The sequence below is a fragment of the Streptomyces sp. NPDC048361 genome, assembly GCF_040651795.1.
Taxonomy (GTDB): Bacteria; Actinomycetota; Actinomycetes; order Streptomycetales; family Streptomycetaceae; genus Streptomyces.
Map to the genome: position 1 here is coordinate 43,545 of NZ_JBEZKW010000031.1, position 19,279 is coordinate 62,823.

The following is a 19,279-nucleotide window of genomic DNA, read 5'->3' on the forward strand; positions in this document are numbered from 1 at the left end:
GGCCTCAGCTCGCCGGGTAGCGGTCGATGGGCGGCGCGGGGGCCGGCGGGCGCCCGGACAGCCCGAGCGTCGCGGCGTACGCCTTCTTCCAGTCGCCGTTCTTCTCGTGGGCCTCGATGGCGTCGTCGAGGAAGAACCGCAGCGTGTTGTCGCTCCGGGGCACGCCCACGCCGTACGGCTCCTTGGAGAACGGCTTGCCGACCACCTTGAGTTCGTCGGGCACCTTGGCCGCGTAGCCGCTCAGGATGGTGTCGTCGGTGGTGACGGCCGCGACCTGGAAGGTGAGCAGGTTGTCCACGCACACCGAGTAGGTGTCGTAGGCGACCATGTCGACCTTCGGGTAGTCCTTCTCCATCCGCTGGTACGGGGTGGAACCGGCCGCCGAGCACACCCGCTTGCCGTCGAAGTCCTGGGGCGTGGTGAGGTTGTCCTCGTCCGTGCGCACCAGGAGGCCCTGGCCTGCCAGGTAGTAGGGGCCCGCGAAGCCGACGAGCTTCTTGCGGTTGTCGTTGATGGTGTAGGTGCCGACGTAGTAGTCGATCTGACCGTTCTGCAGCGCGGTTTCGCGGTTGGCGGAGGCGATCGTCTTGAACTGGATGGTCGCCGGATCGAAGCCGAGCGAGGCGGACATCATTTTGGCGATCTCGATGTCGAAGCCGGTGTAGACGCCGGTGGCCGGGTCCTTCTCGCCGAGGTAGGGCTGGTCCTCCTTGGCGCCGACGACGAGGTGGCCGCGGCTCTTCGCGCGCCGCCACACCGAGGAGCCGGGCAGGCTGACGTCCTTGGCGACCGTGTAGTGCGGCAGCAGTTCGGCCTTGGGGCCCTTGACCGGCGGGCTGCCCGACTTGCCGCAGCCGGCCAGGGCCAGGACGAGGAGCAGCGCGGCGAGCGCGCGGCGTGTGGCCATCATCGTTGCGTACACCCCCCGTTCAGTGCTTGAGGATCTTGGAGAGGAAGTCCTTGGCCCGGTCGCTCTGCGGGTTGGTGAAGAAGGCGTCGGGGGTGCGGTCCTCGATGATGCGGCCGTCCGCCATGAACACGACGCGGTTGGCGGCGGAGCGGGCGAAGCCCATCTCGTGGGTGACGACGACCATGGTCATGCCGTCCCGCGCCAGCTGCTGCATGACTTCGAGCACCTCGTTGATCATCTCCGGGTCGAGCGCCGATGTGGGCTCGTCGAAGAGCATGACCTTGGGGTCCATGGCGAGGGCGCGGGCGATGGCCACGCGTTGCTGCTGGCCGCCGGAGAGCTGGGCGGGGAGCTTCTCGGCCTGCGCGGCGAGGCCGACCCGGTCGAGGAGCTCACGGGAGCGCTGGTCGGCCTCCTCCTTCTTGCGGCCGCGCACCTTCGTCTGGGCCAGCGAGACATTGGCGAGGACGGTCTTGTGCGCGAAGAGGTTGAACGACTGGAAGACCATGCCGACTTCGGCACGGAGCTGGGCGAGGCCCTTGCCTTCCGCGGGGAGCGGTCTGCCGTCGATGGCGATGGAGCCCGACTCGATCGTTTCGAGGCGGTTCATCGTCCGGCAGAGCGTCGACTTGCCCGAGCCGGACGGGCCGATGACCACCACCACCTCCCCGCGGCCGACGGTGAGGTTGATGTCCTGGAGGACGTGCAGCGTCCCGAAGTACTTGTTGACGTCACGCAGCTCGATCAACGGATCGACGGCCATACACTGTCCTGCCCACTCATCGCTGTGTCGAGGTCAGCGCAAACTATCCAGCCCGGTAAGGGACTTCATCTCGACACGCGCGAATAGGGCATAAACCGTATTTTGGCCGGAGCATCGCGGAGGGGCGCGCGGCCGCCCGGCGCGCCGACCGCGTCAGGCCTCCGCGGCCTCGGCGTAGACCTGGAACAGTTCGGGAGCACCGGTCGCCGCCCAGGTCAGGCCCGCGTCCACCACGTCGATCTCACGGCCGGAGGCGAGCCGCACCACGGGCTGCCCGCTGGGCCATACGTCCCAGCACGCGCCCGGGACGGTGCGGACGATGACGGTGCCGAGATACAGACCCGCGTCGTTGCCCAGCCAGGGCAGCTCCTCCGGATCCTCGCGCCAGCGCGGGGTCAGCTGGTCGAGCGCGTCCAACGAGGCCGGGGAGTCGTCCAGTTCGAGACTGTTCTGCCAGGCCCTGGTGCGCAGCAGTTCACACTCCGAGAGCACCTCCGCGACGCCCTGCGGGTCCTCCCGGTAGATCTCCGCCACGGACGCCGCCGGGTGCCGCCTTCGCCAGTTCTGGAGGAAGTTCATACGATCCACACTGCCATTTGAACGGTCAGTAGCACTACGGGGCACGCAGGGTGCCCCCCGGCCATGATCCGCCAGACACCGCCTCAGGCGCCGGGCCACCGCGCGGGCGGGTCGGTGCCCGGCGCCGGGGCGGTGCCGCCCGGCTCAGACGTCGAGGTCCACCACGACCGGCGCGTGGTCGGACGCGCCCTTGCCCTTGCGCTCCTCGCGGTCGACGTAGCTGTCCTTGACGGCACCGGCGAACGGCTCGTTGCCGTAGACCAGGTCGATGCGCATCCCCCGGTTCTTCGGGAAGGCCAGCTGTCGGTAGTCCCAGTACGTGTAGGGGCGGTCGTACTTCAGCGGGCGGGGCACCACGTCGGTCAACCCGGCCTCGCGCAGGGCCGCGAGCGCCGCGCGCTCCGCCGGGGTGACGTGGGTGAGGCCCTCGAAGACGGCCGGGTCGTAGACGTCCTCGTCGGTGGGGGCCACGTTGTAGTCGCCGAGCACCGCGAAGGGGCGCGGGCCCGCCGCGTCCTCGGCGACGGCCGCCTTCAGGGCCGCGAACCAGCTCAGCTTGTACGCGTAGTGGTCGTGCTCGACCTCGCGGCCGTTGGGCACGTACACCGACCAGAGGCGGACGCCGCCGCAGGTCGCCGAGATCGCGCGCGGCTCCTCCACGCCCTCGTAGTCCGGGCCGCCGGGCAGCCCGAGCACGACGTCGTCGAGGCCGACCCGGGAGACGAGGGCCACCCCGTTCCACCGGCCGCTGGCGTTGACCGCGGACTCGTAGCCGAGCTCACGCAGCTCGGCGGCGGGGAAGCCCTCGACCGTCGTCTTGGTCTCCTGGATGCACAGCACATCGGTGCCGCTGCTCTCCAGCCAGGCCAGCAGACGGGGCAGCCGAGCGGTGATCGAGTTCACATTCCAGGTGGCGATACGCATGGAGCCCAACCTACCGCCCGGCACTGACAGTCACAGATGGGTCGACTCCCCCGGGGTCAGCCGAGCGTGGTCGGTGCCGCCGAGCGCGCCGATCTGCGAGTCGTAGATGGGCCGGGCGAGGTCGGTGAGCAGGGCGTCGTGGATGTCAATGGCGCGGCGCGGCTTGACCTCGCGCACGTAGTCGATCACCTCGGAGATCTTGTTCCAGGGGGCCATCACCGGAAGCATCAGGGTGTCGACGGTGTGGTCGGGCACGGTGAGCGCGTCGCCCGGGTGGAAGACCGAACCGTCCACCAGGAAGCCGATGTTGGTGATGCGCGGGATGTCGGGGTGGATCACGGCGTGCAGTTCGCCGTGGACCTGGACGTCGAACCCGGCCGCCTCGAAGGTGTCGCCGTGGCCGACGGTGTGGACGCGGCCGGGGAAGGCCGCCGAGATCTTCTCCGCGACGCTGCGCAGGGTCCAGAGCTCGGCGGCGGGGTTGGCTTCGAGGCCGGCCCGCAGCCGCTCCTCGTTGAAGTGGTCCAGGTGCTCATGGGTGACGAGGATGGCGTCGGCACCCACCGCCGCGTCCTGTTCACTGAACGTGCCCGGGTCGATGACGAGGGTGCGGCCGTCCTTGCTGAGCTGGACGCAGGCGTGGGTCTTCTTGGTCAGGTGCAGACTCATGGACCCATCCTGCTCCCGGCCCGGCGCACGGACACGGAATCAGGTCATCCGCGCGGGGTCGTTTCCTCAAGGATCACCGCGCCGACGACCCGGAAGGCGGCGCTCGCCGCGGGGGCGCCGCAGTACACGCCGGTCTGGAGGAGGATCTCCTTGATCTCGTCCGGGGCGAGTCCGGCGCGCAGCGCGGCCCGGGTGTGCGCCGCGAGGTCGTCCAGATGGCCGCCCGTGGTGAGCGCGGCGAGGGCGACCGCGGCCCGGGTCCGCCGGTCGAGGCCGTCCCTCGACCACACCTCGCCCCACATGTGGCGGGTCGTGACCTCGTCGAAGTCGCTCCTGAAGGAGTCGGCTCCGGCCGTCTCGGCGTCCACGTGGGCGTCGCCGAGGACCTCGCGCCGGATCTTCATGCCGCGCTCGTACGCGTCCGCGACTCCTGCGGGCTCGACCTGCGCGGGGGCCGCCGTATCGGCCGGGGCCTCGGGGCCGAGCGGGACCCCGGCCACCGGGGGCGCCAGGGGCGCGGGCACGGCGGGCGGCACGGTGATGGCGGTGAGCGTCTCCTGCCACGCCGTCGAGAAGTGGCGTACGAGGAGGTCGGTGACGGCGGCCGGCTGCTCGACCGGGGCCAGGTGGGAGGCGCCCGGCACCACGGCGAGACCGGCGCCGGGGACGCCCGCGACCAGCGTGCGGGCCTCGCCGGGCCCGGTCACCCGGTCCTCGGCGCCGACCAGGGCGAGCGTGGGCACGGTGATCCGGCCGAGCTCGGCCCGGATGTCGAACGCGGCGAGCGCCTCGCAGGCCGCGATGTAACAGGCGGGGTCGGTGGTGCGGACCATCTGCACGGCCCACTCGACGATGGCGGGCTGGGCGGCGGCGTACGCGGCGGTGAACCAGCGCTCGGGCGCGGAGCGCGCCATCGGGTCCATGCCGTTGGCCCGGACGATCACACCGCGCTGGCGGTACTCGTCGGCGGTGCCGAACCGGGGCGAGGCGGCGACCAGGGCCAGCGACGCGACGCGGTGCGGGTGGCGCAGCGCCAGGTCGGCGCCGATCGCGCCACCTATGGAGCACCCGGCGTAGCCGAAGCGCTGGACGCCGAGCCCGTCGAGGGTGGCGATCAGCCGGTCCCCGAGCTCGGCCACGGAGTGCGCGGGCTCGGCGGGCGCCCCGCCGTGCCCCGGCAGATCGAACCTCACCACGCGCCAGGTGGCGGCCAGCTCGGGTATCTGGCGGTCCCACATGTGCCAGGTAGTCCCCAGCGACGGCCCCATGACCAGGACAGGAGCGTCTTCTGGCCCGTCAACGCGGTATTGCAGGGTGTTCTTCGGTGTCTCGCTCACCCGCCCGACCCTCTCATCAGTCACAAAAAGTCACATCGCCGGGGTGCTTGGCTCTCTCGCGACGGCAGGTCCGGGCGCCGGTGGAACCGTTGAACGTCCAGGTACAGCTCCGGGCCGTCGAAGACGGTTTCGCGCCCGTCAGGAAGCCAGTCGGTAGGACGGTAGGACCGCAGTGCTGGAGTCCTTTGACACCCAAGTCAGTCCGACGCGGGGTCCCGGCCTGGAGCGACTAGGTTGAATGCCGAACGATCAGGCTTTATTTGCTGCCTCTGCGAGTTCCGCAAGATCCACCCCGACCGGTACGGCCACCCAGCCCACCCAGTGCACGGCTTACCTCGGCGCGGGCCCGATGTTCGTTCTCGTGGTCCGGTTTGGATACCCGCGGGGGTGTGGGCGATCCGCGTGGTGGCGATGGCCGGTTGTTCGGGGGTTCCGAGGGTGATGAGGACGGTGGGGGCGCCCTTCTGGGCGCGGGTGCGTGCGAGTTCCGTCAACTCGCGCTTGGACCAGGGAAGGTTGACGGGTTCGGCGGTGCCCCAGCCCGTGGGTGGGGCACCGGTGAGGTGCTGCCAGGTGGCTTCGAGTGCGCCGCCGAGGACGAGGTCGGCTGTGGCGGGGTGGACTGTACGCAGGGCGAAGGCGACCTGGCGCTCGCCCTCTGGGGTGGGGGCGCCGATGGTAGTCGTGAAGGGCGCGGCGACGCAGGGCGTGCCGTCGGGGCCGTGTTCCTCGGTGAAGGCGCCGTCGTTCCAGTGGAGTCGGGTGCCTCGCAGTCCGTCGTAGTAGCCGGTCTCGGGATGTTGGACGACCCAGCGGCGCGGGCCGACGGCCAGGGCTGTACGGGTGGGGAGGGCCAGGCGGCTCGTGGGCGGGGTGACGATCTGCAGCTCCCGGCCTCGGTCGGCGGCTTCGGCGAGTGCGTTCGAGAGCCAGGTGGTCAGCGCGATGATGGAGCGGTCCTGGACGACGACGGACGCCCGGTCGGTGTGGATGTCGGCCGCCGGCGGCTGACCGGCGGGAGCCTGATTGGGAAGGAGAGCGGGACGACTTCGGTGTGGGCGGCGTCGGGGGGCCAGACGGCACCGCCGAGGACGGCAGTGAGCCGCCCGGCGAAGGAGGCGGCGAGGTGCTCGGCTCCGGGAAGTGCGCCGGTGGCGCGGGCCTCAGTCCACCAGAACGGGCCGTCGGGGAGCGGAACTTGGGCGCCGAGGAGGCGGTGGGCTTCGTGGGGGTGGTGGACCAGGTGCGGGGCCTCGACGGAGAGCAGGGGGATGCCGTCGGGGGTGCAGAGCTGGAGGACCGCGCCGTCGGCGAGGGTGTTGACGGTGAGGTCGGGGCCGCCCGCATACAGGCCGGCGAGGAGGGAGGCCGGGTCGGGCATGGCGGGGGTGAGGGCGATGACGTCTTTGGTCACGGCTGGGGTTCTTCCGGTCGGTGGGCGTCGTCGCGCAGAGGGCTCGACGAGTTGGTGGGGGTTGCCGTCGCGGATGAGGATGCGGCGGCCGGGTGGTTGGAGGAGGCTGGGGGAATGTCGACCTCCGGCGCGGTCGCCGGTCACGTATGCGCGCCGCCCTGCTGTCCGTGGACAGAGGACATCAGGGTGGTGGCATCGATTTGTGAGCGAACCGCTTGAGTGCGCTTCATTCCCGCCCTGAAAGGTCCTGGAGGTCCTCCAGCGAATCAGCCGTCCGCAACGAACCCGGGGTGACAGCGCCACCCCGTGTATCTGCGCGTGACAAGGCCAGTTCATGCAGTGCCCGCGTCGGGGACAGGCCGCGTGCCTTCGCCTCGCTGAGGCGACCCAACCACTCGACGGCGGCATCGAGCGCCGCCTCGCCCATGGGAGTGCGTGGTTCGTATCCAGCGGCGTCGTCGGACGCGGATGCCCACAGATACCCGATGGCTGTTCCACCGCTGGCAACTTCGAAAAAGTTGACCGGCGATTCGGTGACATTGTCGAACTGCGGACCGCCCTCCGGCAGTTGCTGCAGGAGCCGGTCCGTCCGCCGGGGAACTTCGAACATGTACCAGGAGTCCAGCAGATCCGGGTCTTCATCGGGGAGATCGTCGAACCCGTCCTTTGACGGAACACCGAATGATGTGGTGTCCCCGGGGACCACGTCGGCATCGAGGAGGCGTGTGATGCCGGTGATCGCAGACGCGAGGCGCGGTGCGGTTTCCTCCTGCACCCCGGGTTGTCTGCATCCGCGGAGGTCGTGCGACATCCCGGCATCGCCGAAGGTGCGAAGCGTTACGGTTCCCGCGCCACTTGCCCAGGCATCGGCAGAGACCATGAAGAGCCTCTCCACGCTGTGAGGAACGCATTCACGCAGAACGACACCAGGAATGGACAGATCCACCGACACCCGCGACGCCTCATCAGGGGCCACCAAGCGCAAGACGTGGGACAGTTCAGTATCAGCCGGAATGTCCCCCGTCGCCGGGACGCGTAGCCCACGCCGGATAACGGCCGTCGTACCGCTGATCCCGTCCCGCACGGAGATGTCGCACAGGGCATCGTGATCGACGCCGATGCCCACGCTCCTCAGGACCAGCCACGCACGGAGGGCCTGCCGCGCGCAACGCACCGCCAAGTCGCTGCCGGACGGCGAGCTTTGGGTCTCCCAGGACCAGCTACCGACGGGGAGCGTTGTAATCACAGCTCACCTCCTGGATCGACCTCTGCGCCTGGCGGGAACGAGTTGACTACTGTTGTCTTTTGCTGCCGACTGGAACGTCAGAGCCTGTCCGTGACGTCGGGACCGGAACCGTCCTCAAGTGCGTCGGGCGTTTCCACTCCGAGATCGCCCGAGATCCCAAAGTAAGTTGCTTCTCCAGGCTCGGCGTTGACGCCGAGCATTGGGTTGAGATCGGTGAGAGCTGCGGCCAGCCGTGGCGCGTTCCGCTCCTGCACCCCGGGGTGCGGACGCCCGGCAAAGTCGAACCAGCCCCAGATGTCGTGAAAGACGGTCATGTCCTGCGCTGCCTGGTGCCAGGGCCTCACCCGCCTGGTTGCCGTGTGAGTGGCTGGCTTCCGGAGTGCGCGCCCCGACTCCTGCGAGTTCGGGCTCGTGTACCGGTGCGGTGGAGGGGATGCGCTGGTCGGCTGGGAGTTCGTGCGGGGCGGGCTTGGTGTTGGGGATCCCGTCCTTGCTGATAGTGAACTCGCCATCGCCGACGTGGAGTTGAGCCGCCCTTCAGGTCGATGATGCTGTGCACGCCGTGGGCCTCGGAGGTCGCCTTGGTGACGGCGGCGATGTTCTTGGCGAGCTCGGACACCTTGGGCAGAGCGCGGACGCCGGTGCCGACGACCTTCGCGGTCGCGCCGATCGGGTCGAGGACCTCGCCCACCTTGGACACCACGCCTGCCGTGCGGGCGGCGACGGAAGCCGCTTCGCCGGCTTTGCCTACCTTCGAGGCTGCGCCCAAGGGCCCTGAAGCGAAGGTGAGGAGGTTGAAGACGACGGTGCCCGTTGCCTTGCCCGGGTTGGTCTTCCAGTCGTCCCAGCCCACCAACGACTTGCCGAACTCCTTCGCATAGGCGCGGCTTTCAGTGATGACCTGGGCCTTTGGGCGCTTGCCGTCAGGGTCCATCAGGTAGTCCTCAGCGCCCACGATCGTCATGAACAGGCCCTTGCGGGTTGCCTGCCCCTTCTCGCCGGGGCGGAACAAATCGACCAGGCCAGTGACGGCCCCCGTGATGTTCTCGCCTACGCTCTCGCCGAACTGCTGCATGTGCCAGTCAAGTCCGAAGGGCAGTTGGGAATAGTGCTCCGGGGTGTCCCAGGGGAGCTCGGCGTCCCCGTCGAGCTGCCCCTCGCTGAAGCCGTAGGGATTGCTTTGCTTGGCGCTGCCATTCGCAAAGGCGCCATTGGGTTCCGCCGACCACGGACGTGATCCTGTCGGCGGTCGCCACCTCGGCGTCCTGGAAGGCGCGTACCGTCGCTGCCACCTCGTGCATGAGCGCGTTGTGAGCGTCCATCTTCGCTTTGTCGCGGTGCCACTTGGGGTCGATGTCGCCCTGGCTACGGCTCCCTGGTGGCCGACCCCTGCTACATGCCCGAGCTCCTTGCGGTGTCGGCCATCGAAGCGGCCTCCGGCGAATGGCGTCTGGGCGGCGACGACCACTGGCTGGGGATGATGGCCGCGCGTGGCGTCGATCGGGGCATCGCCGAGGGCCTGTTGAACGCACTGCGCGACGGCACCCATCGCTATGCGCCGCCTGGTGCCTGGGGCCGGGCCGTCGACGAGGCCCGGGAGACGGCCCGGTGGGGAGCGACCGACGCCGCATGGCGCACGCTGCGCGCCGCGCTCTCTCAGTGGATACCACCCGGGCCTCTGCTACTCGCGCCCCTTGGTCTGCTCGCCGATCCGGTACTGGGGTCGCTGATCACCCCCCAGCGCGGGCGCGAGATCCTCGCGACTCCGCGCGGCGGCGAGTTCGGGCCCACTCCCGAGCCGTCGCCCGATCTCGACCCGCCGGGTCTCACTTGGCTGACGACGACCGGGATATACGGGCAGCCGTTCGCGGCGTACCGCTGCATCTGGATCGAAGGCGCCGACCCCGCCGGCCTGCCCGCTCTGATGGGCGATGAGGGTGCCGAACTGAGTGCGCCCGGTGCAGGCAACCAGGCGTTCACGGTACGAGGCAACGACATCGAACGCTCGGGGCCGATACCCAGCGCCCTCGACCCCGCGCGTTTCATCGGCTCACCGGGGCCTCACTTGGGTTCGGAGGTACGCCTGTTGAGGCCCTCCACGCCGAACTGGGCCTCTCGCTCCCCTGTTTCGCCCTGTCGGAGGGCAGCCTCCCCACGTTCACCACCCGCTTCTGGGCCCGGGCCCCGCGCGACGGCGAACGCTTCGCCCACATGGGCTTCGTACGGCATCACTCCTGAGCCGACGCCACCACAGAGGCCCGGTCCCGGCCCCGGCCGCCGGGACGGCACGGCCACGGGCCCGGGGCCCTCTCCCTCGAAAGGCCGGGCCCGGGTGCACCAGTTGGGCGCGATGGCTATGGACGGACGTGAACATCGCAATGCGGGGACGCCTGAGGGAAAGGAACCCATATGGGCTGTGACAGGTGATTATCGGACACCGTGCGGGTCCTTCACGGAGCCCCCGCCGAGCACCTGACCTGCAGCTTTACCTGTTGTCGCACTCATCGTGCCTGCTCGCCGATCTGTGCGCGCGTCTGCGTCCCCCGCTCTGCGAGCCGGCCTGCGTGACGGTGCGCGTCGTCCCGGTCCACGTCCCGGCCCACGTCCCGGCCCACGTCCCGGCCCACGTCCCGGTCTGCGTCCCGTCTACGCAAGGGCCGATGCCTGGCCATGCGGCTGGATACGCGGCCGGAGATGCTACCGGGCATGCGACTCGGCTCGCGGCCCGGTCGGCCGGCGTCGGGCGGCCCGTCCTCGCGCGCACCGCCCCGCTCACCCCTTCGGGTCGGTGCGGCTCATACGTCTGGGTGAGGGCCGCCACGTTCCACGGTTCCCCTCGCCCGGCCCTCCTTACCGTGAGCGACACGGTGATCGTCGGGCTGCCCGCGATACCGGAAAGCGGGGGGCCGAGGTGGGGGCCGAAAGGCGGGCGGAGGGCGTGGTGCGGTTGGGGTATCTGGCGTCTTTTTGGCGGCGCGTGCAGTACCGGTTCGACACGCTCGTATCGCGCAGCACGTCCGCCCTCATCGGCTGGCTCACGCTCGTCTGTCTGTGCGCCGTCGTTCCGGTGAGCGTGCTGCTCGTACGGACGGACCGCCGGCCGCCGGCCACCTTCACCGGGCAGCTGGTGGCCGTGTGGGTGAGCGTCGGCCAGACGCTGAAGCTGGGCGGGGCCGTGGGCTCGCCCCTGTATGTGCTGGCGTCCGTGCTGCTCGCCCTGGTGGCGCTGCTGTTCGTGTCGACGCTGGTCAGCCTGATCACCACCGGGCTCAACCAGCGGATCATGGAGCTGCGGCTCGGGCACTCCACGGTCCTGGAGGTGGGGCACACCGTCGTCCTGGGCTGGTCCGACCAGATCTTCCCGGTCATCGCGGAACTGGTGTCGGCCAACTCCAACCAGCCGAGGGCCGCCATCGCCGTGCTCGCCGCGAAGGACAAGGTGGAGATGGAGGGCGAGATCGGCGCCCGGATCACTGCGACACGTACCACGACCATCGTCTGCCGCAACGGCTGCACCACCGATCCGGCGGTGCTCGCACGGGTCAGCCCGCGGACCGCGAAGGCCGTTCTCGTCCTGCCGCCCGGTACGGACGACGGTGACGCCCTCGTGGTGAAGACCCTCCTGGCCCTCAACGCGCCGCCGCCGGGCGCCGACGCGACGAGCGATGAGGGGATCAAGGGCCCCGATCCCCTCGACGACCACGACGGTGACGGCGATGGCGATGGCGATGGCGACCACAGCACCGCGGGCGGTCGCGGCGCCGACAGCACCGGGGGCGGTCGCGGACAGAACAGCACCGGCACCGGTCGCGGCGCCGGCCGGTCCGCCCCCACCGACAGCGCCGAACCCGCCTTCGCCGTCGTGGTGGCGGCCGTCCGGGACACCCGTAACCGCCTCACCGCCACCCTGGCCGCCGGGCCGCGCGGTCGTGTGCTGGCCATCGATGACATCGTCGCCCGCCTGCTCGTGCAGACGGCTCGCCAGCCCGGACTCTCGCTCGTCTACCAAGAGTTGCTCGACTTCGCGGGCGACGAGTTCTACTCCGTGCCCGCCCACGCCCTGGCCGGCCGCACCTTCGGGGACGCCCTTCTGGCGTTCACCACGTCCTCGGTGGTCGGTCTGCTGCGCGCCGACGACACGGTCGTCCTCAACCCGGTCGCCGAGACCACGATCGCCGCCGACGACCGTGTCATCGTCATTTCGCGCGACGACGACACGGCGGTCCTCGAGGACGCCACGCCGTACGTCGACGCGGCGGCCATGACCACGGCCGCCCCCGAATCCGCGCGGCCCGAACGGCTGCTGCTGCTCGGCTGGAACCGTCGCGCCCCCCTCATCGTCGCGGAGCTCGCCTCGTACGCGGGCCCCGGGACCACCCTGGACGTCGTCGCGCTCGGGGACGACGCGACCCTGCGCGGCGCCTGTGACTTCGCGGCGCAACGCGGGCCCATGGAGGTGACCCTGCACTGCGCGGACATCACGAGCCCGGTCGTCCTCGGCGCCCTGGACGTACCGTCCTTCGACAGCGTCATCGTCATCGCGGACCCGGGCGACGCGCCTGCCGGTGCCCTCAACTCCGCCCAGGCGGGCCCGGACGTGGACGACAGGACGCTGGTCACGTTGCTGCATCTGCGGGCGATCGAGGAGGCGACGGGCCGGGAGATCCCCCTCACGACGGAGATGTCCGACGACCGCAACCGACTGCTCGCACCGGCGCGCGAGGGCGCCGACTTCATCGTGAGCGGCCGCCTCATCAGCCTCCTCATGTGCCAGATCTCGGAGAGCCCCTATCTGGCCGCGCTCTTCGAGGAGTTGTTCACGGCCGAGGGGAACGAGCTGTACCTGAGGCCCGCGGCGGACTACGTCCTGCCGGGCGAGGAGGTCACCTTCGCCACCGTGGTCGCCTCGGCGCGGCGCCGCCGGGAGTGCGCCGTCGGATACCGGCTGAGCGCCCGTTCCGCGCGGGGCCCGGCGTACGGTGTGCGGCTCAACCCCGACAAGCGGGATCGGGTTCTCCTGACGGCGCGGGACTGGGTGATCGTGATCGCGGCCGACCGCTGACCCGCCCGGCCCGGACGAGCGACGGCGTGAACCGCCGCGCACCCGGGGCTCATCCGGACCTCAGGTGCGCGTCCAGGCGCGCCAGCAGCGGCAGTACCTTGGCGAGCGCCTTCTGCTCGTCGGGGGCGAGGGCTTCACTGATCGCGGTGCCGAGCGAGCCCGTACGCCGTCGGCGCTCCTCGGCCAGCCGGTCGCGGCCCGCCCGGGTGAGGCTCAGCAACACCTTGCGCCCGTCGCTGGGGTGCGCCTCCGCACGCACGAGGCCCTGCGCCTGCAGGTCTTTGACCGCCCGCGCGGCCGACTGGTGGCTGACGCCCCACTGTTGTGCGACGTCGGCGGTGGTCAGCGGGCCGCCGCGGTCCAGATAGCCCAGGACGGCGGCCTCACCCGCGGGCATTGTGTCGGCGGCACGGACCGTACGCACCAAGCGGCCGATGGCCAGACGGAGTTCTTCGGCCAGCTGGGTGTCGTCCATGGCGCCAGCCTACCCACACACCCACACCCATGCTGTACACGTAAGGTGTGTAACAGGGGTGTACAGTTTAGGTGTAGTAATCGGCGAACGGCCGCAGCCCGAAAGGAACCCCCATGCAGCTCACCAAGCATGCCCACGCCTGCGTCACGGTCGAGAAGGACGGCACCCGCCTGGTCATCGACCCCGGCACCCTGACGCCGGACGCGGCGGAGGCCGTCGCCGGGGCGCACGCCGTTCTGGTCACGCACGAACACTTCGACCACTTCGACGAGCAGCTCATCGCGGCTGCCCTCGAAGCCCAGCCCGAGCTGAGGGTCTATGGCACGGCCGCGGTCGTCGCCGCCCTGGGCGGTCATGACGGCCGGGTGCGGGCCGTCGCGGCGGGCGACACCTTCACCGTCGGGTCCGTCGAGGTCTCCGTGCACGGCCACCGCCATGCGCCGATCCACGCCGACATCCCGTGCCCCGACAACGTCGGCTACCTCCTGGACGACGGAACGCTCTACCACCCCGGCGACGCCTATGGCGTGCCCGATGCCGCCGTACGTACGCTCCTGCTGCCGACCAGCGGTCCGTGGACGAAGCTCGGCGAAGCAGCCGACTACGTGCGCGCGGTCAAGCCCGAGCGCCTCATCCAGATCCACGAACTCATGCTCAGCGAGCTCGGCCAGACCTCCACCGCCCGCATCTTGGGCGAGAACGGTCTGACCGGCCTGCCGATCACGCGTGTCGAGCCCGGCACCACCATCGTGCTCTGACTCGGAGCGCCGGCCGGGCCGCGCGGCCCGGCCGTTCCGTCCAACCCCTGCGGCCCGTCAACCGGGCGGGACGGGCACGCCACTTCGCCGCCGGTCGGGTTCCGTCGGCGGCGAAGCCGGTCGTCGGCGTGGGGGCTCAGCCGAAGTCGGGGATGGGGTGGTCGGGGGTGAGGGCGGCCGCGATGCGCTGGACGATGGTGTGGGCGGTGTGGCCGTCCACGGAGCCCGGGTCCTGCGTGGTGGACACGGCGATGGCCAGGCTCTGGGACGGCAGGTACGCCATCGACGCCGAGTAGCCGAAGAACAGCGGGTGTTGGGAGATCCAGTCGTTGAGGACGATCACCCCCATCCCGTAGTGGGTGCCCTCGGTCTGGGCGAGGCAGACGGTGGCGGGGCAGGTGGCGGTCGGGTGGCCGAGGCCGACCGTGCCCGGGTTCAGAAACTCCTCGTAGGCGGCCCGCGAGAGGAGTTCACCGGAGCCGACGCCGGCGGCAGAGCGCGCCAAGTCGCAGATGTCGGTGGTCTGCACCGCACCGGGGGCCGTCGTCCATGAGGGGTTCCAGAAGGTGGACTCCTCGTACCTTCCGCGGTCGGCGGTGAAGGCGTGCAGAGCCGGCTCGGGGATCTCGGGGGTGAAACTGTTGCGGGTCTCGCGCAGACCGAGCGGGCCCATGATCTCCTGCTGGAGCAGCACGTCCAGGCGGGTGTGGGTGATCTTCTCCAGGGCGGCGCCGAGCAGCACGAAGTTGGCGTGCGAGTAGTTCCAGTTGGTGCCCGGCTCGTACCAGGGCTTCTGGCCGGTCGAGATGGCGACCAGCTCGGCGGGGGTCCACTGGCGGAACGGGTTCGCGGTGACGGCCTGCTGGAAGCTGGGCGCGGGCACGTAGTCGGGCAGGCCCGTGGTGGAGCTCGCCAGCATGCGCAGGGTGATCCCCTCGCCGTGCGGGATGTGCGGCAGCCACCGGGAGACCGGGGCGTCGAGGTCGACTCTGCCCTGGTCGACGAGGCGCATCAGCGCCGTACCCATGTAGCTGATGGCGATGTTGCCGTTGCGGAAGTGCATCGCCGGGTCGGCCGGCACGCCCGTCATCGACTCGCCGAGCGCGGAGGTGACCACGTCCCGGCCGTCGTCGGTCACACGGAGGATCACGGACTTCAGCTTCAGTTCCCGCTTGGCCTGTTCGGCGATGCGCAGGATGTCACGCGCGGACCCGCGGTCGGATTGGCGGGAGCTCGCGCAGTGACCGCGCGGGTCCTCGCCGCCACCCGCCGTGTGGGCGCTCGCGCAGGCCGGGGCGTTGAGGGCGAGGAGTGCGGTGACCGCGGCGAGGGCGGTCACGGCGGTGCGGCGCGACCGCGGTGTCCTGCGAGGGGGGATCATGGCCGCGAGTATCGGGCCGTGCGTCCGCTCGTACGGGGTCACGTGGCGCCGATCCTCGCAAACATCACCCATCAGGCCCACCTCCCGCGCCACCTACGGCGCTTGATCATTCGTCAGACGCCCGACCCGTCGGCCGACTCGCGATCCGGCTCGGTCCAGGCACGTGGATGGCCTCACTGGGCTGACTCAAGTAGCCGTTCCTCAGGGCCCGTTGGATCGGCCGCGGTCCGGATCGCGTGGATGGTGCGCGGGTGGGCAGACGGGCCTGGAGTGATCTTGCTGATGTGAAGGAGCCAAGCGATGACGATGCCGGTCCGTCGTTACCCCGCCGTTGCGCGCCGCCGGCGCCCGGCGTTCAGTCTGCGTTCCACGTCGCTGGGTTTCGGTCTGGTCGCGCTCGTCATCTGGGGCGTCGCCCTGACCTTCAAGTCGGCGGTACGGCCGCACTCCCATCCGCTCGGTGCCGTCCTCGCGCTGCTCGCGCTCCTGCTCCTCTCCACCGCCGCGATACGCAGCAACTGGCTGCGCCGCGCGGCCCGCAGAGCGGCGCTGGAAACGGCCGTCGCGCCCGCGCCGGAACAGCCGGCGCCCGTGCTGCCGCCCACCGTCGGCGCGCCGGAGGCCGCGGAGTGCGCCGACATCGACCCGTTCGCCTTCGAGGACGCGGTCTCCCGGCTGTGCGAGCGCGACGGCTGCGCCGACGTCCACGTGGTCGGCGGCGCCGGCGACCTCGGCGCGGACGTGGTGGCCACGACGCCGGACGGCCGTCACCTCGTCATCCAGTGCAAGTGTTACGGGGCGGGCCACAAGGTCGGCTCGCAGGATCTGCAACGCTTCGGCGGCACCTGCTACGCCGTGCACGAGGCCGACCTGGCCGTGGTGGTCACCACCAGCGCGTTCACCGAGCCCGCCCTGGGCTACGCCGAGCAGTGCGCCATCCTCTGCCTTGACGGAACGTTTCTGCGCGCCTGGAACAACGGGACCGGCCCCGCGCCCTGGGAACTGCCCGGCGCCTGAGGAGGATGGCCGGCGCGCCTCCATCGCGACGACACGCGGCCGCGTCTCGTGACGCCACGTGACGGCACGTGACGGCACGCGACACGCGACACGCGACACGCGACGACACATGGCGCCGGAGCGAGGCCCGGGCGGCTTCCCCGACCCTCAGCCATGGGTTAGGTTAGGCAAACCTAAGTAGAGCTCGCGTCTCTGCGACGTCCCCAGGGAGAACCCGCATGCGCCCGCACCGTGCCCGCACCCAACAGCCGACCCCCGCCGAGCGCGTGCGGTCCATCATCGCCGCCGCGCACTCCATGACCGTGGTGACCGACGGCCGCCACGAGGAGGTGTACAGCCTCGACGGCGCCGGCGTGCTGGGCCGCGTCCACCTGCACGACCCGGCCGACCCCGCGCAGGCCCTCCCTCCGGCTCCCCGCATCCCGGTCCGCCTCGAACTCACCGACATCGCGCCGACCCCGGTGCGCGACCGGCTGCGGGCCCGCGTCACGCTGTCGGGCCTGGTCGCGAAGGCGTACAGCGCGGACTCCCCCGACAGCACCTGCATGGAGTTCGGGCAGGCGGTCATCGAGGACGCCGCCGGGCGTACGTACGTCTCCCTGGAGCAGTTGCAGGAGGCGCCGTGCGATCCGCTGGCGCCCTGTGAGGCCGGCATGCTCACCCACCTCGTGGACGACCACCCCGACCTCGTCCCGCTCCTGCTCCGCCTCGTCGAACCCCGGCTCAAGAGCGGCGTCGTGCGCGCCCTGCCGCTGGCCATGGACCGGTACGGGGTCACCCTGCGCCTGGAACTGCCCGCATCCCACCGGGACGTACGGCTGCCGTTCCCCACGGCCCTGAACGACGTCGACCAGGCGGGCCTTCAGTTCCACGCGCTGCTGACCGCCGCGCGCCGCTCCTCCCACCAGCGGCTGCCGGCCTGAACGCGCCGCGCGGGCGCCGTCGCGCGACGGGCCGCGGCGGCGTTCGTCAGGGGGTCGTCGTGGACACCACGAAGACGTTCGGCCGGTCCGGGTTGGTCTCGTCCACGGTGATGTCCAGGGTCGGCCGCGGATCCTTCTGGGCGCGGGTGGTTCCCGACCAGTCGTGGTTCCCGGGGAAGGTCCAGTGCACCTTCGCCGCGTCCTTCCCGTCGATCGTCACGTTGCCGGGCTGGAGCGTGGCCGTGCTGGTACCCGCGGCCTTCATGAACTCCGCGAGGCCGGCCGCGCTCGTCTCGAACTGGACGTACAGCTTGCTGACGTTCCAGCTGTTCGACTCGTAGAAGTACACGCCGACCGAGTCCATCGGGATCGTCACCTCGTAGATGCGCCGCTGGGCCTTGGACGGCCAGTCGTGCACGAGGCCCTTCGCCGCGGCCTGCGACTCCTTGTCGCGGCCGCTGGTGCGGCTCTGCTCGGCGGAGATCGCCAGATATCCGGCGGGCACACCGATGAGCAGCACGATGATGACGGCGGTGATCCAGCGCCGCCGGATCATGTGCTGGCGGGTCTCGGGGGGCTTCTCGTCCGGCGGCGGGGACTGGCGGGGCACGGCGGGGCGGTCGGGCGGCGTCATCAGTCGGATTCCTGGGTGGTGCGGGTGGTGCCCGTCCTGCGGACGGCTTCGGCGACCTTCGCGTACCGCTCGTAGCGCTCCACGCGGCGGCGGTTGGCACGGCGGAACCTGCGGGCCACGAGCCGCGCGAGGTCTGCGGCGCCGACCATGCCCGCCTCGGGGCCGAGCTGGGCCTTGGCGATCCTCGCCTCGGGGCGGTAGCCGCGGCCGGTGAGGTGGCGCTTGAAGGCCTCCCTGGCGGGGCGGATCAAGAGGTCGTCGGCGGCGCTGACGCCGCCGCCGATGACGAAGCAGGACGGGTCGAGGGCGGCCGCCAGGTTGGCGATGCCGACGCCGAGCCACTGTCCGATGTCCTGGAGCAGCTCGACGCACATGGCGTCGCCCTCGCGGGCCAGCTCGGTGATGAGCGGCCCGGTGATCTCGGGGATGTTGCCGCCGACGCGTTCGATGATGTTGTACGCCACCGGGGAGTCGGCGCTCGCCAGTTCGCGGGCCTCGCGGACCAGCGCGTTGCCCGAGCTGTACTGCTCCCAGCAGCCGCGGTTGCCGCAGGCGCAGCGGTGGCCGCCGGGCACGACCTGCATATGGCCGAACTCGCCGGCGACGCCGTACTTGCCGCGCTTGACCTGCCCGTCCTCCAGGATCGCGCCGCCGATGCCGGTGCCCAGCGTGATCATGACGAGGTGGTCCTCGCCGCGGCCGGCGCCGAACCGCCATTCGGCCCAGGCGGCGGTGTTGGCGTCGTTGTCGACCATGACCGGGACCGCGAGGCGCGCCTGGAGGGCGTCGCGCAGCGGCTCGTTGCGCCACGCGAGGTGCGGGGCGAAGAGGATGGTGGAGCGGTCGGCGTCGACCCAGCCGGCCGCGCCGATACCCACGGCGTGCACGTCGTGCCGGTCGGAGAGGTCGAGGACGAGCTCGGTGATGGTGTCCTCGACGACCTTGGGGCTCTTGGACTTGTCCGGGGTCTCCGTGCGGAGCTTCTCCAGGATGGTGCCGTCCGCGTCCACGACACCGGCCATCACCTTCGTACCGCCGATGTCGATGCCGACGGTCGGCACCCGGGGGGCCGTCAGGTGCGAGCGGCGCTCCCGGGTGCCGACGGTGCGCAGCGTGGTCCGGGCGGATCCCCGGTGGGCTAGGGCGAAGTCGCGGTACGTGGTCATCGGGGCCGATTCTGCCATCCG

Annotated in this window: 19 protein-coding genes; 4 read left to right on the forward strand and 15 right to left on the reverse strand. The window is 70.8% G+C overall.

What is annotated here, in order from left to right; genetic code table 11:
* Positions 1–4: 4 nt before the first annotated feature.
* From AB0D31_RS19270 to AB0D31_RS19320, 11 genes are all read right to left on the reverse strand, one after another.
* On the reverse strand, positions 5–907 hold the full coding sequence (locus AB0D31_RS19270) for a glutamate ABC transporter substrate-binding protein (RefSeq protein WP_362724268.1): 903 nt from the start codon (positions 905–907) through the stop codon (positions 5–7).
* Between the two features lie 22 nt (positions 908–929).
* Entirely contained in the window at positions 930–1,673 is a 744-nt protein-coding gene (locus AB0D31_RS19275; protein ID WP_362724271.1) for an amino acid ABC transporter ATP-binding protein, read from the reverse strand.
* 153 nt (positions 1,674–1,826) lie between these two features.
* Complete coding sequence (locus tag AB0D31_RS19280; RefSeq protein WP_362724273.1) at positions 1,827–2,252, reverse strand: DUF6278 family protein; 426 nt, start codon at positions 2,250–2,252, stop codon at positions 1,827–1,829.
* A 144-nt stretch (positions 2,253–2,396) separates the two neighbouring features.
* Positions 2,397–3,176 (reverse strand): exodeoxyribonuclease III, encoded by a 780-nt coding sequence (locus tag AB0D31_RS19285; protein ID WP_362724275.1) that lies wholly within the window; start codon positions 3,174–3,176, stop codon positions 2,397–2,399.
* A gap of 30 nt (positions 3,177–3,206) precedes the next feature.
* Positions 3,207–3,845, reverse strand: coding sequence for an MBL fold metallo-hydrolase (locus AB0D31_RS19290; protein ID WP_362724278.1), 639 nt, complete (start codon positions 3,843–3,845; stop codon positions 3,207–3,209).
* Positions 3,846–3,889: 44 nt separating this feature from the next.
* Positions 3,890–5,182, reverse strand: coding sequence for an alpha/beta fold hydrolase (locus AB0D31_RS19295; RefSeq protein ID WP_362724281.1), 1,293 nt, complete (start codon positions 5,180–5,182; stop codon positions 3,890–3,892).
* A gap of 197 nt (positions 5,183–5,379) precedes the next feature.
* The gene (locus AB0D31_RS19300; RefSeq protein WP_362724382.1) at positions 5,380–6,174 is read right to left on the reverse strand and encodes a DUF6177 family protein; all 795 of its coding nucleotides are present in this window, start codon (positions 6,172–6,174) and stop codon (positions 5,380–5,382) included.
* Positions 6,120–6,596: a hypothetical protein gene (locus AB0D31_RS19305; protein WP_362724284.1), complete on the reverse strand. Its 477-nt coding sequence runs from the start codon at positions 6,594–6,596 to the stop codon at positions 6,120–6,122. The genes AB0D31_RS19300 and AB0D31_RS19305 overlap by 55 nt, the downstream gene beginning before the upstream one ends.
* Positions 6,597–6,822: 226 nt before the next feature.
* Positions 6,823–7,722: a hypothetical protein gene (locus AB0D31_RS19310; RefSeq protein WP_362724286.1), complete on the reverse strand. Its 900-nt coding sequence runs from the start codon at positions 7,720–7,722 to the stop codon at positions 6,823–6,825.
* Positions 7,723–7,919: 197 nt separating this feature from the next.
* Entirely contained in the window at positions 7,920–8,156 is a 237-nt protein-coding gene (locus AB0D31_RS19315; protein WP_362724288.1) for a hypothetical protein, read from the reverse strand.
* 26 nt (positions 8,157–8,182) lie between these two features.
* Entirely contained in the window at positions 8,183–8,917 is a 735-nt protein-coding gene (locus AB0D31_RS19320; protein ID WP_362724291.1) for a hypothetical protein, read from the reverse strand.
* A gap of 1,863 nt (positions 8,918–10,780) precedes the next feature.
* On the opposite strand from AB0D31_RS19320, the gene AB0D31_RS19325 reads away from it, so the two are divergent.
* Entirely contained in the window at positions 10,781–12,904 is a 2,124-nt protein-coding gene (locus tag AB0D31_RS19325) for an NAD-binding lipoprotein (RefSeq protein ID WP_362724294.1), read from the forward strand.
* Positions 12,905–12,953: 49 nt separating this feature from the next.
* On the opposite strand, the gene AB0D31_RS19330 is transcribed toward AB0D31_RS19325, so the two are convergent.
* Positions 12,954–13,379, reverse strand: a complete 426-nt coding sequence (locus AB0D31_RS19330) for a MarR family transcriptional regulator (RefSeq protein ID WP_362724296.1) — start codon at positions 13,377–13,379, stop codon at positions 12,954–12,956.
* 113 nt (positions 13,380–13,492) lie between these two features.
* On the opposite strand from AB0D31_RS19330, the gene AB0D31_RS19335 reads away from it, so the two are divergent.
* Complete coding sequence (locus AB0D31_RS19335; RefSeq protein ID WP_362724299.1) at positions 13,493–14,137, forward strand: MBL fold metallo-hydrolase; 645 nt, start codon at positions 13,493–13,495, stop codon at positions 14,135–14,137.
* A gap of 136 nt (positions 14,138–14,273) precedes the next feature.
* On the opposite strand, the gene AB0D31_RS19340 is transcribed toward AB0D31_RS19335, so the two are convergent.
* The gene (locus AB0D31_RS19340; RefSeq protein ID WP_362724302.1) at positions 14,274–15,518 is read right to left on the reverse strand and encodes a serine hydrolase domain-containing protein; all 1,245 of its coding nucleotides are present in this window, start codon (positions 15,516–15,518) and stop codon (positions 14,274–14,276) included.
* A 300-nt stretch (positions 15,519–15,818) separates the two neighbouring features.
* On the opposite strand from AB0D31_RS19340, the gene AB0D31_RS19345 reads away from it, so the two are divergent.
* Both AB0D31_RS19345 and AB0D31_RS19350 read left to right on the forward strand, forming a co-directional pair.
* Positions 15,819–16,535, forward strand: coding sequence for a restriction endonuclease (locus tag AB0D31_RS19345; protein WP_362724305.1), 717 nt, complete (start codon positions 15,819–15,821; stop codon positions 16,533–16,535).
* Between the two features lie 218 nt (positions 16,536–16,753).
* On the forward strand, positions 16,754–17,458 hold the full coding sequence (locus tag AB0D31_RS19350; RefSeq protein ID WP_362724308.1) for a DUF2470 domain-containing protein: 705 nt from the start codon (positions 16,754–16,756) through the stop codon (positions 17,456–17,458).
* Positions 17,459–17,504: 46 nt separating this feature from the next.
* On the opposite strand, the gene AB0D31_RS19355 is transcribed toward AB0D31_RS19350, so the two are convergent.
* Positions 17,505–18,092: a hypothetical protein gene (locus AB0D31_RS19355; RefSeq protein ID WP_362724311.1), complete on the reverse strand. Its 588-nt coding sequence runs from the start codon at positions 18,090–18,092 to the stop codon at positions 17,505–17,507.
* Complete coding sequence (locus AB0D31_RS19360) at positions 18,092–19,258, reverse strand: ROK family glucokinase (RefSeq protein WP_362724314.1); 1,167 nt, start codon at positions 19,256–19,258, stop codon at positions 18,092–18,094. Before AB0D31_RS19360 ends, AB0D31_RS19355 begins: the two co-directional genes overlap by 1 nt.
* Between the last annotated feature and the right edge of the window lie 21 nt (positions 19,259–19,279).